The organism is Streptomyces flavovariabilis, from assembly GCF_000725785.1.
Classification (GTDB): Bacteria; Actinomycetota; Actinomycetes; order Streptomycetales; family Streptomycetaceae; genus Streptomyces; species Streptomyces hawaiiensis.
In genome coordinates, this window is record NZ_JNXD01000016.1 from 45,121 (window position 1) to 62,356 (window position 17,236).

A 17,236-nucleotide genomic window follows, 5' to 3' on the forward strand; every position below is an offset into this window, starting at 1 on the left:
GGTCTCTCAGGCTTGCCGGAAGGCGACCCCGACCTGCTTGTGGCGCAGCGCCTCCAGCGTGGCGTGCTGCCGCCGGGCCCGTTCGATGAGCTCGTCGAGCTGCCGTCGGTCGAGACGTCCGTCCGTGGCGGCCAGATCGCGGAGCGTCTCCCACCCCGCCAGCTTGCCCTCCACCCCGAGCGCCAGCGCCTCCAGCTCCCACAGCGTGCTCAGCGGCGACCGCCGTACCAGACTGCCGTTGCTCTTCAGTCGCCCCACCTGCTCCGCCGCCCGGCCCGCGTAGACCTTGTAACGGCGTACCGGCACGTCCAGGCGCCGCATGAGGTGAAGCAGGCTCGTCCGGTCGTCGGCGATCTCGGTGGCGACCGGGGCCAGCGCGTCGGCGAGCGGCGAACCACCGCACGAGCGCAGCAGGTAGCGCACGCGCGCGGTCCCGGCGGTGGCACCGGCGAGATGGTCGTTGAGGTAGATGCCCAGCAGGGACATGTCGGTGGCCGGGGCACGCCGGGCGTCCGGCGAATCCGCTCGCTGTTCCGTCATGACGCGGCTCCTGTCGTACTCCGGTCCTGCTCCACGGACACCGTCGTGGTGACCCGTACGAGGCAGGGGTGACGGGGTGTCGAGCCGGCCCCGAAGCGCACCGGGGGCTCGACCGGGGCGAGAGCGCCGAGGCTGTCGCCCTCACAGGTGACGGTGGCCGAGGTGACCGGGTGCAGATCCCGGGCGCCGTACCACTGGTGCCGTCCGGACCGGGCGCTGCCGTGGGTGCGTGCTCCCAGCAGCAGACGGGCCGGCCGGTCCCACAGCGCGACCCAGCCCGGCCGCGTGGCGAGCCGGCCCGGGACCGCCCGCAGCGCGAGGCCCGGCAGATTCCGGTGGCCGGTGCTGAAACGCAGGTGGAGCGGCGGGGCCGAGACGATCCAGTGCCGGCGGTCGGCGATCCGCACCCCGACCGGTACGACCCGCACCTCGTCGAAGACGTAGGTGCCCGCGACGAAGTCCGCCGTCTCGCCCGTGGGCGCCAGCAGCAGCCGGTGTCCGTCGGCCCCCTCTACCATCACGTCACTGAACGGCCCCCACGGCGAGCGCGGCCAGTGTCCGAGCACCACCCGGACGCCGGAGGCCGTACCCATCCCCGCGATCCAGCCGTCGAAGCGCAGCGAGCGCACCGGCGACCGGGCACCTGCACACCGGGCCGGACCAGCGGATTCGGGTCCGTGGGGGAACACGCGGGCCGGGTGCCCGGCCCCTCCCCGGCGAAACGAGCCGCCGCCGGTCCCGGGGCTGCTCGACGGGGCGCACGGACGGTGCGTCGGCGGCCGGTGTGGCCGAGGCCACGTCCTGGAGGAGGCCCCGGTCACGTCCCGGTGCGGGAAGCGGCGGTTACCGTCTACGACCAGATCCCCGCCCCCTTCCCCCGGACGGCCCTGCAGTGCACGCAGATCTCTCCCCCGTCATCGCGGCGACCGCCCAGTGGCTGACCCGCGCCTTCCCCGCCGCCGGCGGCGCGCTGGCCTCCGCCCTGTGCGAGGTCCAGGCCCGGCAGGCCGTGACGGTCGCGGCCTGGCTGAGGTACCCGACGGCGATGGACGCGGCCCTGCTCGGCATGGCCGGCCCCGGCGGCTCCGGGCGGCTGGACTGGGTCACCGGCGCAGACGCTGCCCTCGGCGACGACACGGACGCCCACGCCTGGCGCACCTGGGTGGACGAGGTGGTGGCGAGCTGGGCGGCCTGCCTTCTCACGGACCCGGAGCTGGCCGCCCGGGCCGTCACGGCGCTCGCCGACGGGAGCCACAGCACCGGATCACATGCCGAGTTCCGCCGGTTGACCGCCCCCGACGACAGTGACCGGAAGGCCGCCGCCCTGCTGCGCCACCCCGACCTGCTCGCCCCCGTCGCCGGCCTGCACCAGGACCAGCTGCTCGACCGACTGAACCCGGGCCGCACGCTGATCGCCTGACGCACCCGCGGTCGCCGCGCCGACCCGCGCGGACAGCCCGTCCCTCGCTCTCCTCACTCTCCGTGACTCACCGGTTTGCCGTACGCGACCGTGCCGTGCCCGCACCGGCGGCGGAGGCTGAACGTGGGCTCGACGGCCCTCCGGCCCGGCCACGCCGGACCGAGGCGCAGCCGTCGTGCCGCGCGCCGCCGACGGAGGAGAGACCGACATGACCACCGCCCTCTCACGGAACTGGGAACACGCCGTCGTCACCGGCGGTGCCGGGTTCGTCGGCTCCCACCTGTGCGCCGCCCTGCTGGGCACGGGCGCGGCCGTCACCTGCGTGGACGACTTCAGCACCGGCCGGGCCGAGAACATCTCGCCGCTGCTGGAACAGCCCGGCTTCACGCTCGTCCAGGCCAACGTCACCGAGGGCCTGCGGATCAAGCGGCCGCCGGACCTCGTCCTGCACTTCGCCTCGCCGGCCTCCCCGGCGGACTACCTGCGCCTCCCGCTGCACACCATGGAGACCGGCAGCCTCGGCACCCGCAACGCCCTGGAACTCGCGCACTCCTCCGGCGCCCGCTTCGTCCTCGCCTCGACCTCCGAGGTCTACGGCGACCCGCTGCAGAACCCCCAGGACGAGCGCTACTGGGGCAACGTCAACCCCGTCGGCCCGCGCAGCGTCTACGACGAGGCCAAACGCTTCGGCGAGGCGCTGACCACCGCCCACGCCGACGCCCAGGGCACCGACACCTGCATCGTGCGCCTGTTCAACACCTATGGCCCCCGGATGCGCGGCCACGACGGACGCGCGGTGCCGACCTTCGTACGGCAGGCCCTGGCCGGCGAGCCCCTCACCGTGACCGGCGACGGCCGTCAGACCCGGTCGCTGTGCTACGTCGACGACACCGTGCGCGGCATCCTCGCCGCCGCCGCCCACGGCATGCGCGGCCCCGTCAACATCGGCAACCCGACCGAGATCACCATGCTCGACCTGGCGCGCCTGGTCGTCGAACTCGCCGAGTCCTCCTCGGACATCCGCTACATCGAACGCCCGGTGGACGACCCGGCCGTGCGCTGCCCGGACATCACGCTGGCCCGCGACAAGCTCGGCTGGGACCCGCAGGTGCGCGCCGAGGAGGGGCTGCGGCGCACGATCGCCTGGTTCCGCGAGGCCAGTGAGGCCCGCACCGAGGACTGACCCCGCCCGGGGCACCCCGCACCGCCGCGTCCGGATCTCCCGACCGCCGAAAGGCCCGCCTCCCCATGCGCATCCTCGGAATCAACGCCCTCTTCCACGACCCCGCCGCCGCCCTGGTGATCGACGGACGGACCGTCGCCGCCGCGGAGGAGGAGCGCTTCTCCCGGCGCAAGCACGGCAAGAGGCCCCTGCCGTTCTCCGCCTGGGAACTGCCCGAGCAGGCCGCGTCCTGGTGCCTGAAGCGGGCCGGACTGCGCCCCCAGGACCTCGACGCGGTCACCTACTCCTTCGACCCGGCTCTCGCCCGCCCGGCCGAGGACATGGGCCTCGACGACCCGTGGGACCACCTGCGGCTGACCTACGCCCGCGAGGCACCCGGCTTCCTGAAGAGCGCCCTGCCCGGCCTCGACCCCGGCCTCGTCCGCTTCGTCCCGCACCACATGGCGCACGCCGCCTCCAGCGCCTTCGCCGCTCCGGACGCCGGGAACTCCTCCGTCCTCGTCCTCGACGGCCGCGGCGAACGCGCCTCCCACCTGGCCGCACGCCGCGTGGGCGACCGCCTGGAGGCGCTGCACGCCCAGGACCTGCCGCACTCGCTCGGCCTGGTCTACGAGGAACTCACCGAACACCTCGGCTTCCTGCGCTCCTCCGACGAGTTCAAGGTCATGGCCCTCGCCTCCCACGGCCGGCCGCGCATGCGCGCCGAACTGCGCCGCCACGTGTACCCCACCGGCGACGGCGGCTTCCACGCCACCGGCGTGCCCTGGCACGAACTGTGCGCGCCCCGCGGGCCCGACGAACCGTGGACGCAGGACCACGCCGACGTCGCCGCCAGTGCCCAGGCCGTGCTGGAGGAGACCCTGCTCGACCTGGTGCGCTGGCTGCACGGCCGCACCCACGACCGCGTGCTCACCCTGGCCGGCGGCGTGGCCCTCAACTGCGTCGCCAACTCCCGTATCGCCCGCGAGGGCCCCTTCGCCCGGGTGTGGGTGCAACCCGCGGCGGGAGACGCCGGGACCGCCCTGGGCGGCGCCCTGCTCCTGTCCGCCGTGGAGGGCGACGAACCGCAGTCCATGGCCGGTGCCGACCTCGGCCGGGAGTGGTCCGACGCCGAGCTCGGAGCCTGGCTGAAGACAGCAGCCGTACCCTTCGAGCGGCCCCCCGACATCGCCGTGACCGTCGCCCGCGCCCTGGCGGACAACGGGATCGTCGCCTGGTTCCAGGGCCGCTCCGAGTACGGCCCCCGGGCCCTCGGCCACCGCTCCCTGCTGGCCCACCCCGGTCACGCGGGCAATCTGGAACGGCTCAACGACGTCAAGGGCCGCGAACAGTTCCGGCCCGTCGCCCCGATGGTCCTCGCCGACCGTGCCGCCGACCTCTTCGACGGCCCGCTGCCCAGCCCGTACATGCTGTTCGTGCACGACGTGGCCCCCGCCTGGCGGGACCGCATCCCCGCCGTCGTCCACGTCGACGGCACCGCCCGCATCCAGACCGTCGACCCGGACCACGAGCCCCTGGTCGCCCGCATGCTCGGCGAGTTCGAGCGGCTCACCGGGCTGCCCGTGGTCGTCAACACCAGCCTCAACACCGCCGGCCGGCCCATGGTCGACGACCCGCGCGACGCCCTGGAGTGCTTCGGCTCCTCGCCCGTCGACCTGCTGGCCATCGGCCCGTACGCGATCCGGCGCGGCGACCTCTTCCGTACCGACTTCCGCAGCGACGACGCCGGAGGCACCCGATGACCGCACCCGACGCCCTGGCACGCGACGCCGAGTACGCCGTCGTGATCCCGACCCTCGGCCGGCCCAGCCTGGGCGCCTGCCTGCACGCCCTCGCCGAGGCGACCGGGCCGGGCCCGGTCCGGGTGGTCCTCGTCGACGACCGGCCCGACGCGCCCCGGACCGCCCTCACCGCCGACGTCCCGCCGTCCCTGCGCGCGCGCACCGTCGTCGTGCCCGGCGGGGCGCGCGGACCCGCCGCCGCACGCAACCTCGGCTGGCGGGCCGCCGGTGACGTGCCCTGGATCGTCTTCCTCGACGACGACGTCGTGCCCGGGCCCACCTGGGGCGACGACCTGACCCTGGACCTGGCCGCGGCGACCGATCGCACCGCCGGGATCACCGCCCGCATCGAGGTGCCGCTGCCCGCCGACCGGCGCCCCACGGACTGGGAACGCAGCACGGCCGGACTCGCCGGCGCCCGCTGGATCACCGCCGACATGGCGTACCGCAGGGCCGCGCTGGTGGCCGTGGGCGGATTCGACGAACGCTTCCGGCGAGCCTTCCGGGAGGACGCCGACCTCGCCCTGCGCATGCTCGACGCCGGCTGGACGCTCACCGGCGGCCGGCGCACCACCACCCACCCCGTACGGCCCGCCGGGCGCTGGGTCTCCGTCCGGCTCCAGGCCGGCAACGCCGACGACGTGCTGATGACCCGGCTGCACGGCCGTCACTGGTGGCGCCGGGCGGAGGCACCCCGCGGACGCCTGCCCCTGCATCTGGCGGTGACCGGAGCGGGAGTGACGGCGCTCGGCTGCGCCCTGCTCGGCCGGCAACGGGCCGCCGCGGCCTTCGCCGCCACGTGGCTGGCCGGCACCGCCGAATTCGCCCTCGCCCGGATCCTGCCCGGACCGGGCACCCGCGACGAGGTCCTCACCATGACGGTGAGCAGCGCTCTCGTACCCCCCGCCGCGACCTGGCACTGGCTGCGCGGGCGGCTCGTGCACCGCAAGGCCCGGCAGCACACCGCGCTCGGCAGCGGTGAGCCGACGACAGCGCCCCGCCCGGCGGTCCGGGAACGGCTGCGGTCATGACGCCGCCCCCCGGCCCCTGGCTGCTCCCCGGGGACGTGCGGCAGCGCCCGCACGACCCGGGCAGTTCGCTCCCCGCGGCCGTCCTCTTCGACCGTGACGGCACCCTCGTCGCCGACGTGCCCTACAACGGCGACCCCTCGCGCGTCGCGCTCATGCCGGGCGCCCGGGAGGCCGTGGACGCCGTGCGCGCCGCCGGAGTGCCCCTCGGGGTCGTGACCAACCAGTCGGGCGTGGCCCGCGGCCTGCTGACCCGCCGCGCGGTGGAGGACGTACGGCTGCGGGTGGAGGAACTGCTCGGGCCGTTCGCCGTCTGGGCCGTGTGCCCGCACGGGCCCGGGGAGGGCTGCGACTGCCGCAAACCGGCACCCGGACTGATCCTGGCCGCGTGCCGCCGGCTTGCCGTGCCGCCCGACCGCACCGTGGTCATCGGCGACATCGGAGCGGACATGGCCGCCGCGCGTGCGGCGGGGGCCCGCGGGGTGCTGGTTCCCACGGCCGTCACCCGGGCCGAAGAGACCGGGAACGCCGAGGCCACGGCACCGGACCTGCCGTCGGCCGTGCGTCTCGCCCTCGGCCCGGCCGTGCCGGCACGGGAGCCGCGATGACCCCCACCCGCCTTCCCCGCACCCTCGTGGTCCGCCTCGACAGCTCCGGAGACGTGCTCCTCGCGGGACCCGCCGTACGGGCCGTCGCCGCCGGATCCTCCTACACCGCCCTGCTCTGCGGACCCCAGGGCGCAGCGGCCGGGCGGATGCTGCCCGGAGTCGACGACGTGCTGGCCTACGACGCCCCCTGGGTGGGTCTCGAGCCGCCGCCGGTCACACGGCCGGCCACCCGGCAGCTGATGGAGACGCTCACGGCGGGCCGCTTCGACCGGGCTCTCGTGCTGGTGTCGTACCACCAGAGTCCGCTGCCGGTCGCCCTGCTGCTGAAGCTGGCCGGGATCGAACGGACCGCCGCCGACTGTGCGGACTACCCGGGCGCGCTCCTCGACCTGCGGCACCGCAGACGGCCGCACCGTCACGAGGCCCTGGCCGCCCTCGACCTGGCCCACGCCGCGGGTTTCCCGCTCCCGCCCGGCGACGACGGCCGGCTGCGCGTCCTGCCGCCGCCGCACACCACTCACCTCACCGGCCCCGAACCGTACGTCGTCCTCCACCCCGGCGCGGCCGTGCCCGCACGGGCCTGGAGCCCGGGCCGGGCGGCCCGGGCCGCCGCCGCGCTGTCCGCGGCGGGGCACCGCGTCGTCGTCACGGGCGGGCGCGCCGAGCGCGAGCTGACCGCACGGGTCGCCGGGCGGCACGCCCTGGACCTCGGCGGTGCCACCGACCTGCCGCAGCTGGCCGGAGTCCTGGCCGCGGCCCGCGCCGTGGTGGCCGGCAACACCGGTCCGGCGCATCTCGCCGCCGCCGTGCGCACGCCCGTCGTCAGCCTCTTCGCGCCGGTCGTCCCGGCCGAACGGTGGGCCCCCTACCGCGTACCGCACGTCCTGCTCGGCGACCCGCACGCCGCGTGCGCGGACACCCGGGCACGGCACTGCCCGGTGCCGGGACACCCCTGCCTCGACGGCATCGGCGACGCCGAGGTGCTCGACGCCGTGGCGGCCCTCACGGACCGCCCGGCGGACCGGGGAGAACAGACCGAACGAGGAGCGGCCGTATGAACATCCTGCTGTGGCACGTGCACGGCTCCTGGACGACCGCGTTCGTCCAGGGCCCGCACACCTACCTCGTCCCCGTCACCCCCGACCGCGGCCCGGACGGCCGCGGTCGGGCCCGCACCTTTACCTGGCCCGTCTCCGTACGCGAGGTCACCCCCGAGGAACTGCGCGACACGCCCGTCGACCTGGTTCTTCTCCAGCGGCCGCACGAGCCGGCCCTGGCCGAACGCCGGCTCGGCGGACGCCGCCCCGGCCGGGACGTGCCCGCGGTGTACCTGGAGCACAACGCGCCCGACGGGGCCGTGCCCGACACCCGGCACCCGTGCGCCGACCGCGATGACCTGACGCTCGTGCACGTCACGCACTTCAACCGGCTGTTCTGGGACTGCGGAACCACCCGCACCGAGGTGATCGAGCACGGCATCGTCGACCCGGGCCACCGCTACAGCGGCCGGCTCGCCCGCGCCGCCGTCGTCGTCAACGAACCCGTCCGGCGCGCCCGCTACACCGGCACGGACCTGCTGCCCGCCCTCGCCCAGGCCGTGCCGCTCGACGTCTTCGGCATGGGCACCGAGGGCCTGGCCGGGCACCTCGGCCTGCCGGCCGACCGCTGCCGCACCGCCGATCTCCCCCAGAGCGAGCTGCACACGGCCCTCGCTGAACGCCGCATGTACCTCCACCCGGTGCGCTGGACCTCGCTCGGCCTGTCCCTGCTGGAGGCCATGCACCTGGGCATGCCCGTCCTGGCGCTCGCCACCACCGAGGCGGTGGAGGCCGTCCCGCCCGGCGCGGGTGCCCTCTCCACCCGCCCCGACGTCCTGGCCCGCGCCGCCCGCCGCTATCTCCACGAACCCGAGGCCGCGGCCGCGGACGGGGCCCGCGCCCGCCAGGCGGCCCTCGAACGCTACGGGCTCAAGCGCTTCCTGGCCGACTGGGAGCGCCTGATCACGGAGGTGTGCTCATGACCCCGATCGTCAGCCCCTTGCCCACCGGACCGCTCGGCGGCGACCCGCTCGACCCGGGCGTCCTCGCGATCGCGCTCGTCTCCGAGCACGCCAGCCCCCTCGCCACCCTCGGCGGAGTCGACGCCGGCGGGCAGAACGTCCACGTCGCCTGCCTCGCCGGCGCACTCGCCGACCGCGGCCACCGCGTCACCGTCCACACCCGGCGCGACTCGCCCGACCTGCCGTGCCGAGTGGAGCTGCGCGACGGCGTCGAGGTGCACCACGTGCCCGCCGGGCCGGCCGAGCCCCTCCCCAAGGACGCGCTGCTGCCGCACATGGACGAGTTCGGCCGCCACCTCACCCGCGGCTGGCGCACCCGGGCCCCCGACGTCGTGCACTCCCACTACTGGATGTCGGGCCTGGCCGCACTGCGCGCGGCCCGCGAGCACGGCCTGCCCCTGCTGCACACGTACCACGCCCTCGGCACGGTGAAGCGGCGGTACCAGCGGCTCGCCGACACCAGCCCGCCGGAGCGGATCCCCGGCGAGATCGAGATCGGTCTCGGCTGCGACCGCGTCATCGCCACCTGCCGGGACGAGGCCCACGAACTGGCCCGCATGGGCATCCCCCCGCACCAGGTCGGCATCGTGCCGTGCGGCGTCGACACCGAACGGTTCACTCCGAAGGGCCCGGCCGCGCCGCGCGGGCCGTACCGGCACCGGCTGCTCCAGCTGGGCCGGCTCGTGCCGCGCAAGGGTGCCGCGGTGACCATCGCCGCGCTGGCCCGGCTGCCCGAGACCGAGCTGGTCGTGGTCGGCGGGCCGCCCGCCGACCGGCTCGACGACGACCCGGAGGTGCGGCGGCTGCGCGGCATCGCCCGGGACGCCGGCGTCGCCGACCGGGTCCGCTTCGCGGGCGCCGTGCCCAGCGAGAAGGTGCCGGCGCTGCTGCGCTCCGCCGACGTGGTGGTGTGCCCCGCCGACTACGAGCCGTTCGGCATCGTCCCGCTGGAGGCCATGGCCTGCGGCGTGCCCGTCGTGGCCAGCGCCGTCGGCGGGCAGCTGGACACCGTCGCCGACCCGGGCACCGGACGGCTGGTGCCACCCCGCGACCCCGAGGCCCTCGCCCGTGCCGTCGCCGGACTGCTCGCCGACCCGGCGGCCCGCGCCGCCTGCGGCGCCGCCGGCCGCCGGCGCGTCCTGAGCCGGTACGGCTGGGGCCAGGTCGCCGCGGCCACCGAGGCCGCCTACTGCGAGGTCCTCGACACGGAGGCCGCCGCGACCGGCGCCGGCTGACCCGGCCCGCAGGTCACGTCCGCAGCCGCCCGAAATCCCGAAGGAGGTGTGGGTCCGCCGCCGTCCCCACGGCGGCACGCCCGATCCGTATGAGCGAACCCGCTGCACACCCCGCCCTTGATGCCGCGCGACTGCACTGCCGGTCACTGGAGGAAGCCCTCGGACGGTTCCGCGAGCACGGCCTGGACCGGGTCGCGGACTGGGGCGGCCGCCTCGCCGACGTCCTCACCGGCGGCGGCCGGCTGCTCGCCGCGGGCAACGGCGGCAGCGCCGCCCAGACCCAGCACCTCACCGCCGAGCTGGTCGGCCGCTACCGCCAGGAACGCCGCGCGTACTCCGCGCTCGCCCTGCACGCCGAGACGTCCAGCATGACCGCCATCGGCAACGACTACGGCTTCGACCACGTCTACGCCCGCCAGGTCACCGCCCACGGCCGTCCCGGCGACATCCTTATGCTGCTCTCCACGTCGGGCCGCAGCCCCAACCTCATCGCCGCCGCCGTGACCGCGCGGCAGGCCGGACTGCGCGTATGGGCCCTGACCGGCCGCGGACCCAACCCCCTCGCGGAGGCCGCGCACGAAGCCCTGTGTATCGACGCCGCCAGCACCGCGAACGTCCAGGAGATCCACCTAGTCGCCGTCCACCTGCTCTGCGAGTGCTTCGACATGGCCGTGTCCACGCCGCTGGAGCGTGCGGTCCTCACCCACGGGAGCACGTCTTGACCGGCCCCCACCCCCTCGTCGTCGTGGGGGACGTCCTCCTCGACGAGGACATCGAAGGCGTGTCCACCCGGCTCTCCCCGGACGCCCCCGCCCCGGTCGTCGACGTCACCGGCGACCGCCGGCACCCCGGCGGAGCCGGTCTGGCCGCCGCCCTCGCCGCCCGCGGCGGCCGGGACGTGGTCCTGGTGACCGCGCTCGGCGACGACGACGCCAGCGAGGCGGTACGACGCGGCCTGCGCGGCCGGGTCCGGCTGCTGGAGATCCCGCTGGACGGCACCCTGCCGGTCAAGACCCGCGTCCTCGCGGGCGGCCGGCCGGTGGTCCGTATCGACCGGGGCGGCGGCACTCCCGGAGAACCCGGTGACGCGGTCCGTGACGCCCTGGCCGACGCACATGCCGTCCTGGTCGCCGACTACGGCCGGCACACCGCGGGAGCCGTGCGGCCGCTCCTGGAGGACGCCGCCCGCCGCACGCCCCTGGTGTGGGATCCGCACCCTCAGGGCGACCCGCCCGTGCCCGGAGCCTGCCTGGTCACTCCCAACGCGGCCGAGGCACGGGCCCTTCACCCCGGCTCGGGAGGAACCACGCTGGGCGCGTACGCCGAGAGGGGCGCCCGTCTCGCCGAGCGCTGGCGCGCCGCCGGTGTCGCCGTCACCCTCGGCGAGCGCGGGGTGCTGCTGGTCCGGCCGGGTTCCGGCACGCCGATGCTGGTCCCGGTGCCCTACCGGGCCGACGGGGACCCCTGTGGCGCGGGAGACTGCTTCGCCGCCACGACGGCGGCGGGTCTCGCCGACGGCCTGCTGCCCGAGGAGGCGCTGCAGCGGGCCGTGGCCGAGGCGGCCGCGTTCGTCGCGGCGGGCGGCGCGGGCAACCCCGGCCTGTGGCGGGCCGAGCCCGGTCCCGGCCCGGTGGACGAGCCCGCGACCGACGCGTTCGGACTCGCGGAGAGGATCCGGGCCCGAGGCGGCACCGTCGTCGCCACCGGAGGCTGTTTCGACCTGGTGCACGCCGGTCATGTCGGTCTGCTGGAGAGCGCCCGGCGCATCGGCGACTGCCTCATCGTGTGCCTGAACTCCGACGCGTCCGTCGCCCGCCGCAAGGGCCCCGGCCGCCCCCTCAACCCGGTGGCGGACCGCGCCCGCGTCCTGGCCGCGCTCGGCAGCGTCGACGCCGTCGCGGTCTTCGAGGAGGACACCCCCGAGGCGGTACTGGCCCGGCTGCGGCCGGACGTGTGGGTAAAGGGCGGCGACTACTCCGTCCAGGACCTGCCCGAAGCGGAGGTGCTCCGCGGCTGGGGCGGCCAGGCGGTGGTCCTGCCCTACCTCGACGGCCGCTCCACGACGCTGCTGGCCCGCCGGGCGGCGATGGCGGCGCAGACGGCACTGCGGCCGTAGGGCGTCGGACGTGGGCGGAGCTGTGCGGACAACGTGTGCCGAGGGCTGCCCTCGGGCGGGTCCGCTCAGGCCGCCGGGCTCAGCACCGGCTGCCCCGGCACGTCGTGCTCCTCCGCTGTGCGGAGCACCACCGGCGACACGGCCCGGCGCTGCCGCAGCAGGGAGCCCGCCCCGATCGCGCCGGCGATGAGCAATCCGCCGATGACGAGGGCGCCGCGGGGCCCGGCCAGTTCCATCAGGAGGCCCAGCGCGGGCGGGCCGCCCAGGCCCCACACGGTGCCGATGCTGCCCCACACGCCCAACACCCTGCCCCGCAGATGCGGAGGCGGGTCCGTCTGCAGGACGGCCGTACCGGCGGTGTCCGAGACGGACTCCACCACGGCCATCGGCAGCACCAGCGCGATCAGCACCGCCAGCGACGGCGACAACCCCGCCACCACCTGGAGCAGCGCCCCCGCGGCGGCCAGCGCGCCCACGAGCCGCACCGACGGCCGGCGCAGCCGGGCGCCGAGCACCGCGCCGAGGATGCCGCCGACGGCGAGCACGGTCGACACCGTGCCGAAGGAACCGGCGCCTCCCGCGAGCGGCCCGGTGACGAGCACGGCCAGCGTGAGCCCGTAGTTACGGCCGAACACGGAGCTGATGCCGGTCACACCCGCCAGCGCGACGAGGCGCGGCCGCCGCACGAAGTAGGCCAGCCCCTCCCGGACGGTCATGTCGGGACCGGTCTTCTCCGAGGCCCCGGCGTCCTGCCGTACCGCACCGGCGGCCGGGCGCAGGAACGGGATGACCGAGGCCACGAACAGGAACGACAGCCCGTTGCCGAAGTACGCGACGGACGTGCCGAGGAACCCGACCGCCACACCGGCCAGGGCCGCTCCCACCAGCCGGCCCGCCTGGTGCACCAGCGCCCCGACCCCGATGGCCGAGGGCACGTCCTCGGCCGGCACGAGGTCGTTGCCCAGCAGCGCGCACGCCGGGTTGTCGACGGTCGCGACGACGCCCGTGACGGCGGCCAGCACCATCAGCGAGGTCATGTCGATCCGGTCCAGCGCCACGAGGACGGCCGTGGTGAACGCGATCGCGCCGAGCACCGCCTGGCTCACGGCTGCCGTGAGCTTGCGGGGCCAGCGGTCGACGGCGGCCCCGCCCAGCACGCTGATCAGCAGCGCCGGGGCGGCCTGTACGGACATGGACAGCCCCGTCGCGGCGGCGGACCCGGTGATCTCCAGGACCAGCAGGTTCTGCACGGTGAGCTGCATCCACGTACCGGCGTTCGACACGAAGTTCGCGACGGACCACCAGCGCATGCTGCGGTACCGCAGCGACCGCCAGGGCGAGCGGGAGGCAGGCAGGGCAGGGGAGGGGGAGGGGAAGGAAGACACAGTGCGGTACTCGAAGACGAGTCGGGGGACTCAGGAGAAGGAGGACGAGGGGGCGGGGCACACCGGCCGCGCTGCGCGGTGGCTCCCCTCGACGGGTACGGCGCCGACCATCGTGGCAGAGGGAACCGGACAAGCGGTTCCACCGCACCTTGATCCGCCGTCCCGCACTTTCCAAACGTCCTGCCGCGCAAGGGCCTTGAGGACACAGTGGGGTTGATCACACGCACACGGAAGCGGGGCCCGTCGCCTCGGCGACGGGCCCCGCTCGGTGTGACCGTCTACTCGAACTACTCGAACTACTCGAACTACTCGAACTTGCCCCGGCCGCTCAGCGCGTCACGCAGCCGGTCCACCATCCCGGTACCCGGAGCCAGGAGCTTGTTGGCCGGAGGCTTGTCGGGGGCCGCCGGATGGGGCCGGGTGGGGGCGGTCTTCTTCGCCTTGCGCACCTTGTCGCCCAGTTCGTTGAGCGTGTCCATCGGGCAGGCCTGCCGCAGCCGCGGGAACAGGTTGCCCTCCTCGTCGGCGATGTGCGAGCGGATCTCGCTCATCAGCATGCCCATCAGCCGGTCGAAGTCGGCGTCGCCCGCGTCACAGCCCTCCAGGTCCTTCATGATCTGCTCGGCCGTGGCGTGATCCTTGAGCTCCTGATCGGCGAGGGCGTCCCCGCCCGCCACATGCTCGCGTACGGCCGGGTAGAGGTAGGCCTCCTCGGCCACCGAGTGCCGTACGAGCTCCATCGTGACCTGGTCGGCGTACACCTTGCGGTCCTGGTGGCCGGACGGCAGTGCCTCGATCCTGCCGAACATCTCCTCGACCTCGCGGTGATCGGTCACCAGCTCGTCGATGACGTTTCCTCCGTGTCCCATGTCCTTCACCTCCAGCGCTCGGGTCCCCCGGCCTCAGGGGGTTAACGTTCGGCCGCCGGTGCCGGGCCGGCGGCTCAGGCGGGGAGCTTGGCCCGGACGCGCCCGGCCGCGGCGGCCGGCCGTGCGGTGGCGCGGACGGAGCGGCGTACCAGACCCGCGTCGCGCCGCAGCCCGCGAGCGGCGTGCGTGCCGCGCCACACCACCGACGGGCGGGCGCCGGTGTCGTCGGCGGCGACCAGCAGTCCGCCGAGCATGGACAGGTTCTTGAAGAAGTGGATGCGCTGCTGTGCCCGCTCCTCGGGATCCTCCGCCTCCCAGAAGCGGTGTCCCGCCAGCGTGGTGGGCACCAGCGTGGCCGCGATGGCCAGCGCGGCCGGGCGCGGCATGCGCCCCGTGGCCAGCATGAGCCCCGCGACGACCTGTACGGCGCCGCTGAGCCGTACGACCTGCTCGGTGCGGTCCGGCAGCGCCGAGATGCGCTCGGTGACCGGCTGGACGACAGGCTCGGCGGCGTCGGCGACCTGCTTCGGGTCGCGGACGGAGTTCATGCCGCCCGTGAGGAACATCGAGGCCAGCATGGGGCGGCCGAGCACTCGCAACAGACTCATGGCCCTCTCCAGAGAGTCGGTGGGTAGGCGCTCGCCGGGTTCCCCAGGAGGAGCCGAACCAGTCACACCGCCCGGTGCCGCGCCCACGCCTGCTCGGACAGTTCCGGCTCGCGTCGATCACCCATTCGGACGACGACGAGAGCGAGGAGATCCCGCCGGACGCCCTGCGCGCGGTCGTCGAGCACGCGGTCTGGTTGCCCGGTCTCCCGGTGCTCGAACCGGGACGGGCCACCAGGCCAAGCCCGGTGATTACTGGGTGAGATGTTGAAGAAGTGAAGGAAATAAACTTCTGAGTAGGTTGGCATGATTTGTCGCCATCAGGTGCACTAGAGGGGAAAGCAACACACGGGGGACACGGCAGGTGGCCGAGGACGCGCTGGCATGGGTGTCGGCGCATCGCGCGCAGTTCGCGCTCGGCGAGGACGCGCTGGCCGCCGACGCACAGGTGAACCGCAGCTGGAAGCCGCTCGGGGAACTGGCCCAGGTGTGCGCGACCGTGTCCCGGCACACCGCGCCGCCGGATCCGCTCCACGGGTGCGCGGCCGACCTGATGGCCTTCGCGTGACAGGAGACCGGCCGGGGAGAGCTGTTCATGCGCCTGCAGCGGCTGGAGCCCTTCGCCACATACCCCTTGGAGGTGTACGCCGCCATGGCCGCGGCCGGCCTGCGCCATCCCGGCTACGAGGCGGCCACCGCCACGGTGGCCCGCACCCGCAGCTGGCAGCTCACCGAGCAGGAGCCCACCCGGCGGCTCGGCGTCCTGAACGCCGAGGCCCGCACCGGCATCCGGCGCTCCGACGCGACGCCGCAGGCACTGCGGCGCACCTGGCTGGCCGGGCTGCCCGAGCCCTGGACCTTCGAGCAATCCTCCGGCTACTCCCTCACCCACGTGGTCTTCCACCTCACCGACTGGGGGCGCGCAGGGCCCGCAGGGGTGCCACCCGACCTCGCCGACTACCTGGCCGACTGGCTGCCACCCTGGCTCGACACCTGTCTGGACGCCGAGATGTGGGACCTCGGCTGCGAGCTGCTGGCCGTGGCGGCGAGCCTTCCCCTGCTGCCCGAACCCGCCCTCCTCCGTGACGCCTGGGCGCGGATCGCGGCGGTACAGCACCCCTCCGGCGCGATTCCGCAGCAGGGGAGCGGAGCGGAGCAGGACAGCGGCCCGGATTTCCTCTCCCACTACCACTCCACCCTCATGGCCGCATTCGCGGCGACCCTGACCACCGGGCGGCTCGACGACGGAGCCCGGGCAGCCGCGCACCACCGGCCCGGCGGACAAGAAGTCCTGGGATGACCGACACCCGCCTGATCCACAACGTCGGAGTCGGCGCCCTCGAATGGCTGTGGTCCCACCGTGACGGATTCCAGCTGGAACCCGGCGTCGACCCCGAGGTCGGCTTCCTCGAGCGCTTCAAGCCCATCGGCGAACTGGCCATGATCTGCAAGGTGCTGTTCCGAGAGGGTGTCGCGGGGTCGCGTCAGGCGCAGCTGGCCCGGCAACTCCTCGACCACGCCTGGCGCGAGAGCCTGGACGGCGGCCGGATGCTCGTGCGCGGGCAGCTCACGGAGCCCATCTCCCCCATCCCCTTCGAGGTGTACCTGCCCTTCAAGGAACTCGGCTACAGCCAGCCGGAGGTGGAGCGGGCAGTCGTCCTGAACCACCGGCTGGACAGCTGGGCGGTGTTCGAGGCGACCCCGACCCGGCGGCTCGGCCTGTCGGCGTTCCAGCGCCGATTCGGCCTCCCGCCCCGGCCGCCGGAGTCCGAACCGAGGGGCACGACCTGGCTGGCCCGCACCCCCGAGCCCTGGACGGTGGAAGGGCACATCGCCTACGACGTCACGCACAACGTGTTTCACCTGACCGACTGGGGGGAGAGGCCGGACGGTCTGCCGCCCGCCACTGCCGACTACCTCGCGACCTGGCTGCCGGTCTGGATCGACGACTGGCTGGACCTGGAACGCTGGGACCTGCTCGGCGAGTTGCTGGTGGTCGACGCCTGCCTGCCCCGCCCCACCCTGGACGAACGGGCCTGGCAGGGTTTCGCCGCAGCGCAGCAGCCCGACGGCGCCATGCCCGCCCTGCGGACCATGCCCGAGGGCACCCCCGACGAGGTGTTCGACATCGTCTACCACCCCACGCTGGTCGCCGCCTACGCCTCCGTACTGGCCACATCCCGGGCCCTGTCCCTGCTGGCACCTGCCTCATGACATCTCGTCGGCTCACGCCCTGGCCGGGCGAACCGCTCGACGACGCCGAGGCTCCGGTCCGGTGCGCCCCGCCGGCGGACGAGCCTTCGGCCGTACGCCACGCGCCGCCGGACGAGGGTCCGGCGGTCTCGCGCCGCACACCGCCGGAGCGGGCCCCCGGCCCGCATGACATGTCTTCGGATGAATCCGGGCG

General features: G+C 74.9%; 17 protein-coding genes and 1 pseudogene. 13 read left to right on the forward strand and 5 right to left on the reverse strand.

Going from position 1 to position 17,236, the window contains the following annotated elements:
- Positions 1–6: 6 nt before the first annotated feature.
- Both IO24_RS0126305 and IO24_RS0126310 read right to left on the reverse strand, forming a co-directional pair.
- On the reverse strand, positions 7–540 hold the full coding sequence (locus tag IO24_RS0126305; RefSeq protein ID WP_031139589.1) for a hypothetical protein: 534 nt from the start codon (positions 538–540) through the stop codon (positions 7–9).
- On the reverse strand, positions 537–1,169 hold the full coding sequence (locus IO24_RS0126310) for a hypothetical protein (RefSeq protein ID WP_031139591.1): 633 nt from the start codon (positions 1,167–1,169) through the stop codon (positions 537–539). Before IO24_RS0126310 ends, IO24_RS0126305 begins: the two co-directional genes overlap by 4 nt.
- A 263-nt stretch (positions 1,170–1,432) precedes the next feature.
- On the opposite strand from IO24_RS0126310, the gene IO24_RS0126315 reads away from it, so the two are divergent.
- The 10 genes from IO24_RS0126315 (at position 1,433) to rfaE2 (ending at position 11,970) form a co-directional block, all read left to right on the forward strand.
- On the forward strand, positions 1,433–1,960 hold the full coding sequence (locus IO24_RS0126315; RefSeq protein WP_031139593.1) for a hypothetical protein: 528 nt from the start codon (positions 1,433–1,435) through the stop codon (positions 1,958–1,960).
- A 208-nt stretch (positions 1,961–2,168) separates the two neighbouring features.
- Positions 2,169–3,143 (forward strand): NAD-dependent epimerase/dehydratase family protein, encoded by a 975-nt coding sequence (locus tag IO24_RS0126320; protein ID WP_031139595.1) that lies wholly within the window; start codon positions 2,169–2,171, stop codon positions 3,141–3,143.
- A gap of 65 nt (positions 3,144–3,208) precedes the next feature.
- A complete protein-coding gene (locus IO24_RS0126325; protein ID WP_031139597.1) occupies positions 3,209–4,885 on the forward strand; it encodes a carbamoyltransferase family protein in 1,677 nt (558 codons plus the stop codon).
- Complete coding sequence (locus IO24_RS0126330; protein ID WP_031139599.1) at positions 4,882–5,955, forward strand: glycosyltransferase family 2 protein; 1,074 nt, start codon at positions 4,882–4,884, stop codon at positions 5,953–5,955. Before IO24_RS0126325 ends, IO24_RS0126330 begins: the two co-directional genes overlap by 4 nt.
- Complete coding sequence (locus IO24_RS0126335) at positions 5,952–6,560, forward strand: D-glycero-alpha-D-manno-heptose-1,7-bisphosphate 7-phosphatase (protein WP_051905977.1); 609 nt, start codon at positions 5,952–5,954, stop codon at positions 6,558–6,560. The genes IO24_RS0126330 and IO24_RS0126335 overlap by 4 nt, the downstream gene beginning before the upstream one ends.
- Positions 6,557–7,618, forward strand: a complete 1,062-nt coding sequence (locus tag IO24_RS0126340) for a glycosyltransferase family 9 protein (RefSeq protein WP_037668469.1) — start codon at positions 6,557–6,559, stop codon at positions 7,616–7,618. The genes IO24_RS0126335 and IO24_RS0126340 overlap by 4 nt, the downstream gene beginning before the upstream one ends.
- A complete protein-coding gene (locus IO24_RS0126345; RefSeq protein ID WP_031139605.1) occupies positions 7,615–8,580 on the forward strand; it encodes a glycosyltransferase in 966 nt (321 codons plus the stop codon). The genes IO24_RS0126340 and IO24_RS0126345 overlap by 4 nt, the downstream gene beginning before the upstream one ends.
- Positions 8,577–9,854, forward strand: a complete 1,278-nt coding sequence (locus IO24_RS0126350) for a glycosyltransferase (protein ID WP_199808861.1) — start codon at positions 8,577–8,579, stop codon at positions 9,852–9,854. The genes IO24_RS0126345 and IO24_RS0126350 overlap by 4 nt, the downstream gene beginning before the upstream one ends.
- Before the next feature lie 89 nt (positions 9,855–9,943).
- Positions 9,944–10,576, forward strand: a complete 633-nt coding sequence (locus tag IO24_RS0126355) for a D-sedoheptulose-7-phosphate isomerase (protein WP_031139609.1) — start codon at positions 9,944–9,946, stop codon at positions 10,574–10,576.
- Positions 10,573–11,970 (forward strand): D-glycero-beta-D-manno-heptose 1-phosphate adenylyltransferase, encoded by a 1,398-nt coding sequence (gene rfaE2 / locus IO24_RS0126360; RefSeq protein ID WP_031139611.1) that lies wholly within the window; start codon positions 10,573–10,575, stop codon positions 11,968–11,970. Before IO24_RS0126355 ends, rfaE2 begins: the two co-directional genes overlap by 4 nt.
- A gap of 65 nt (positions 11,971–12,035) precedes the next feature.
- On the opposite strand, the gene IO24_RS0126365 is transcribed toward rfaE2, so the two are convergent.
- The 3 genes from IO24_RS0126365 to IO24_RS0126375 all read right to left on the reverse strand — a co-directional run bounded on the left by IO24_RS0126365 (position 12,036) and on the right by IO24_RS0126375 (position 14,832).
- A complete protein-coding gene (locus tag IO24_RS0126365; RefSeq protein ID WP_031139613.1) occupies positions 12,036–13,280 on the reverse strand; it encodes an MFS transporter in 1,245 nt (414 codons plus the stop codon).
- Between the two features lie 380 nt (positions 13,281–13,660).
- Positions 13,661–14,224, reverse strand: coding sequence for a hemerythrin domain-containing protein (locus tag IO24_RS0126370; RefSeq protein ID WP_031139615.1), 564 nt, complete (start codon positions 14,222–14,224; stop codon positions 13,661–13,663).
- 74 nt (positions 14,225–14,298) lie between these two features.
- Positions 14,299–14,832, reverse strand: coding sequence for a DoxX family protein (locus tag IO24_RS0126375; protein ID WP_031139617.1), 534 nt, complete (start codon positions 14,830–14,832; stop codon positions 14,299–14,301).
- Between the two features lie 74 nt (positions 14,833–14,906).
- Between IO24_RS0126375 and IO24_RS0126380 the strand changes: the two genes are divergently transcribed.
- The 3 genes and pseudogenes from IO24_RS0126380 (at position 14,907) to IO24_RS0126390 (ending at position 17,043) form a co-directional block, all read left to right on the forward strand.
- Positions 14,907–15,092 carry a hypothetical protein gene (locus IO24_RS0126380; RefSeq protein ID WP_031139620.1) on the forward strand — a complete coding sequence of 62 codons (186 nt, stop codon included), beginning with the start codon at positions 14,907–14,909 and terminating at the stop codon, positions 15,090–15,092.
- Between the two features lie 56 nt (positions 15,093–15,148).
- Positions 15,149–16,129 (forward strand): annotated as a pseudogene (locus IO24_RS41025) (DUF6895 family protein).
- Positions 16,126–17,043, forward strand: a complete 918-nt coding sequence (locus tag IO24_RS0126390; protein ID WP_031139622.1) for a DUF6895 family protein — start codon at positions 16,126–16,128, stop codon at positions 17,041–17,043. Before IO24_RS41025 ends, IO24_RS0126390 begins: the two are co-directional and overlap by 4 nt.
- Positions 17,044–17,236: the final 193 nt, after the last annotated feature.

Bases quoted from the DNA above. Each gene is read 5' to 3' on its own strand.
- IO24_RS0126305 (WP_031139589.1), bottom strand. From the start codon at position 540: ATGACGGAACAGCGAGCGGATTCGCCGGACGCCCGGCGTGCCCCGGCC.
- IO24_RS0126320 (WP_031139595.1), top strand. From the start codon at position 2,169: ATGACCACCGCCCTCTCACGGAACTGGGAACACGCCGTCGTCACCGGC.
- IO24_RS0126325 (WP_031139597.1), top strand. From the start codon at position 3,209: ATGCGCATCCTCGGAATCAACGCCCTCTTCCACGACCCCGCCGCCGCC.
- IO24_RS0126330 (WP_031139599.1), top strand. From the start codon at position 4,882: ATGACCGCACCCGACGCCCTGGCACGCGACGCCGAGTACGCCGTCGTG.
- IO24_RS0126335 (WP_051905977.1), top strand. From the start codon at position 5,952: ATGACGCCGCCCCCCGGCCCCTGGCTGCTCCCCGGGGACGTGCGGCAG.
- IO24_RS0126340 (WP_037668469.1), top strand. From the start codon at position 6,557: ATGACCCCCACCCGCCTTCCCCGCACCCTCGTGGTCCGCCTCGACAGC.
- IO24_RS0126345 (WP_031139605.1), top strand. From the start codon at position 7,615: ATGAACATCCTGCTGTGGCACGTGCACGGCTCCTGGACGACCGCGTTC.
- IO24_RS0126350 (WP_199808861.1), top strand. From the start codon at position 8,577: ATGACCCCGATCGTCAGCCCCTTGCCCACCGGACCGCTCGGCGGCGAC.
- IO24_RS0126355 (WP_031139609.1), top strand. From the start codon at position 9,944: ATGAGCGAACCCGCTGCACACCCCGCCCTTGATGCCGCGCGACTGCAC.
- IO24_RS0126365 (WP_031139613.1), bottom strand. From the start codon at position 13,280: ATGCGCTGGTGGTCCGTCGCGAACTTCGTGTCGAACGCCGGTACGTGG.
- IO24_RS0126370 (WP_031139615.1), bottom strand. From the start codon at position 14,224: ATGGGACACGGAGGAAACGTCATCGACGAGCTGGTGACCGATCACCGC.
- IO24_RS0126375 (WP_031139617.1), bottom strand. From the start codon at position 14,832: ATGAGTCTGTTGCGAGTGCTCGGCCGCCCCATGCTGGCCTCGATGTTC.
- IO24_RS0126390 (WP_031139622.1), top strand. From the start codon at position 16,126: ATGACCGACACCCGCCTGATCCACAACGTCGGAGTCGGCGCCCTCGAA.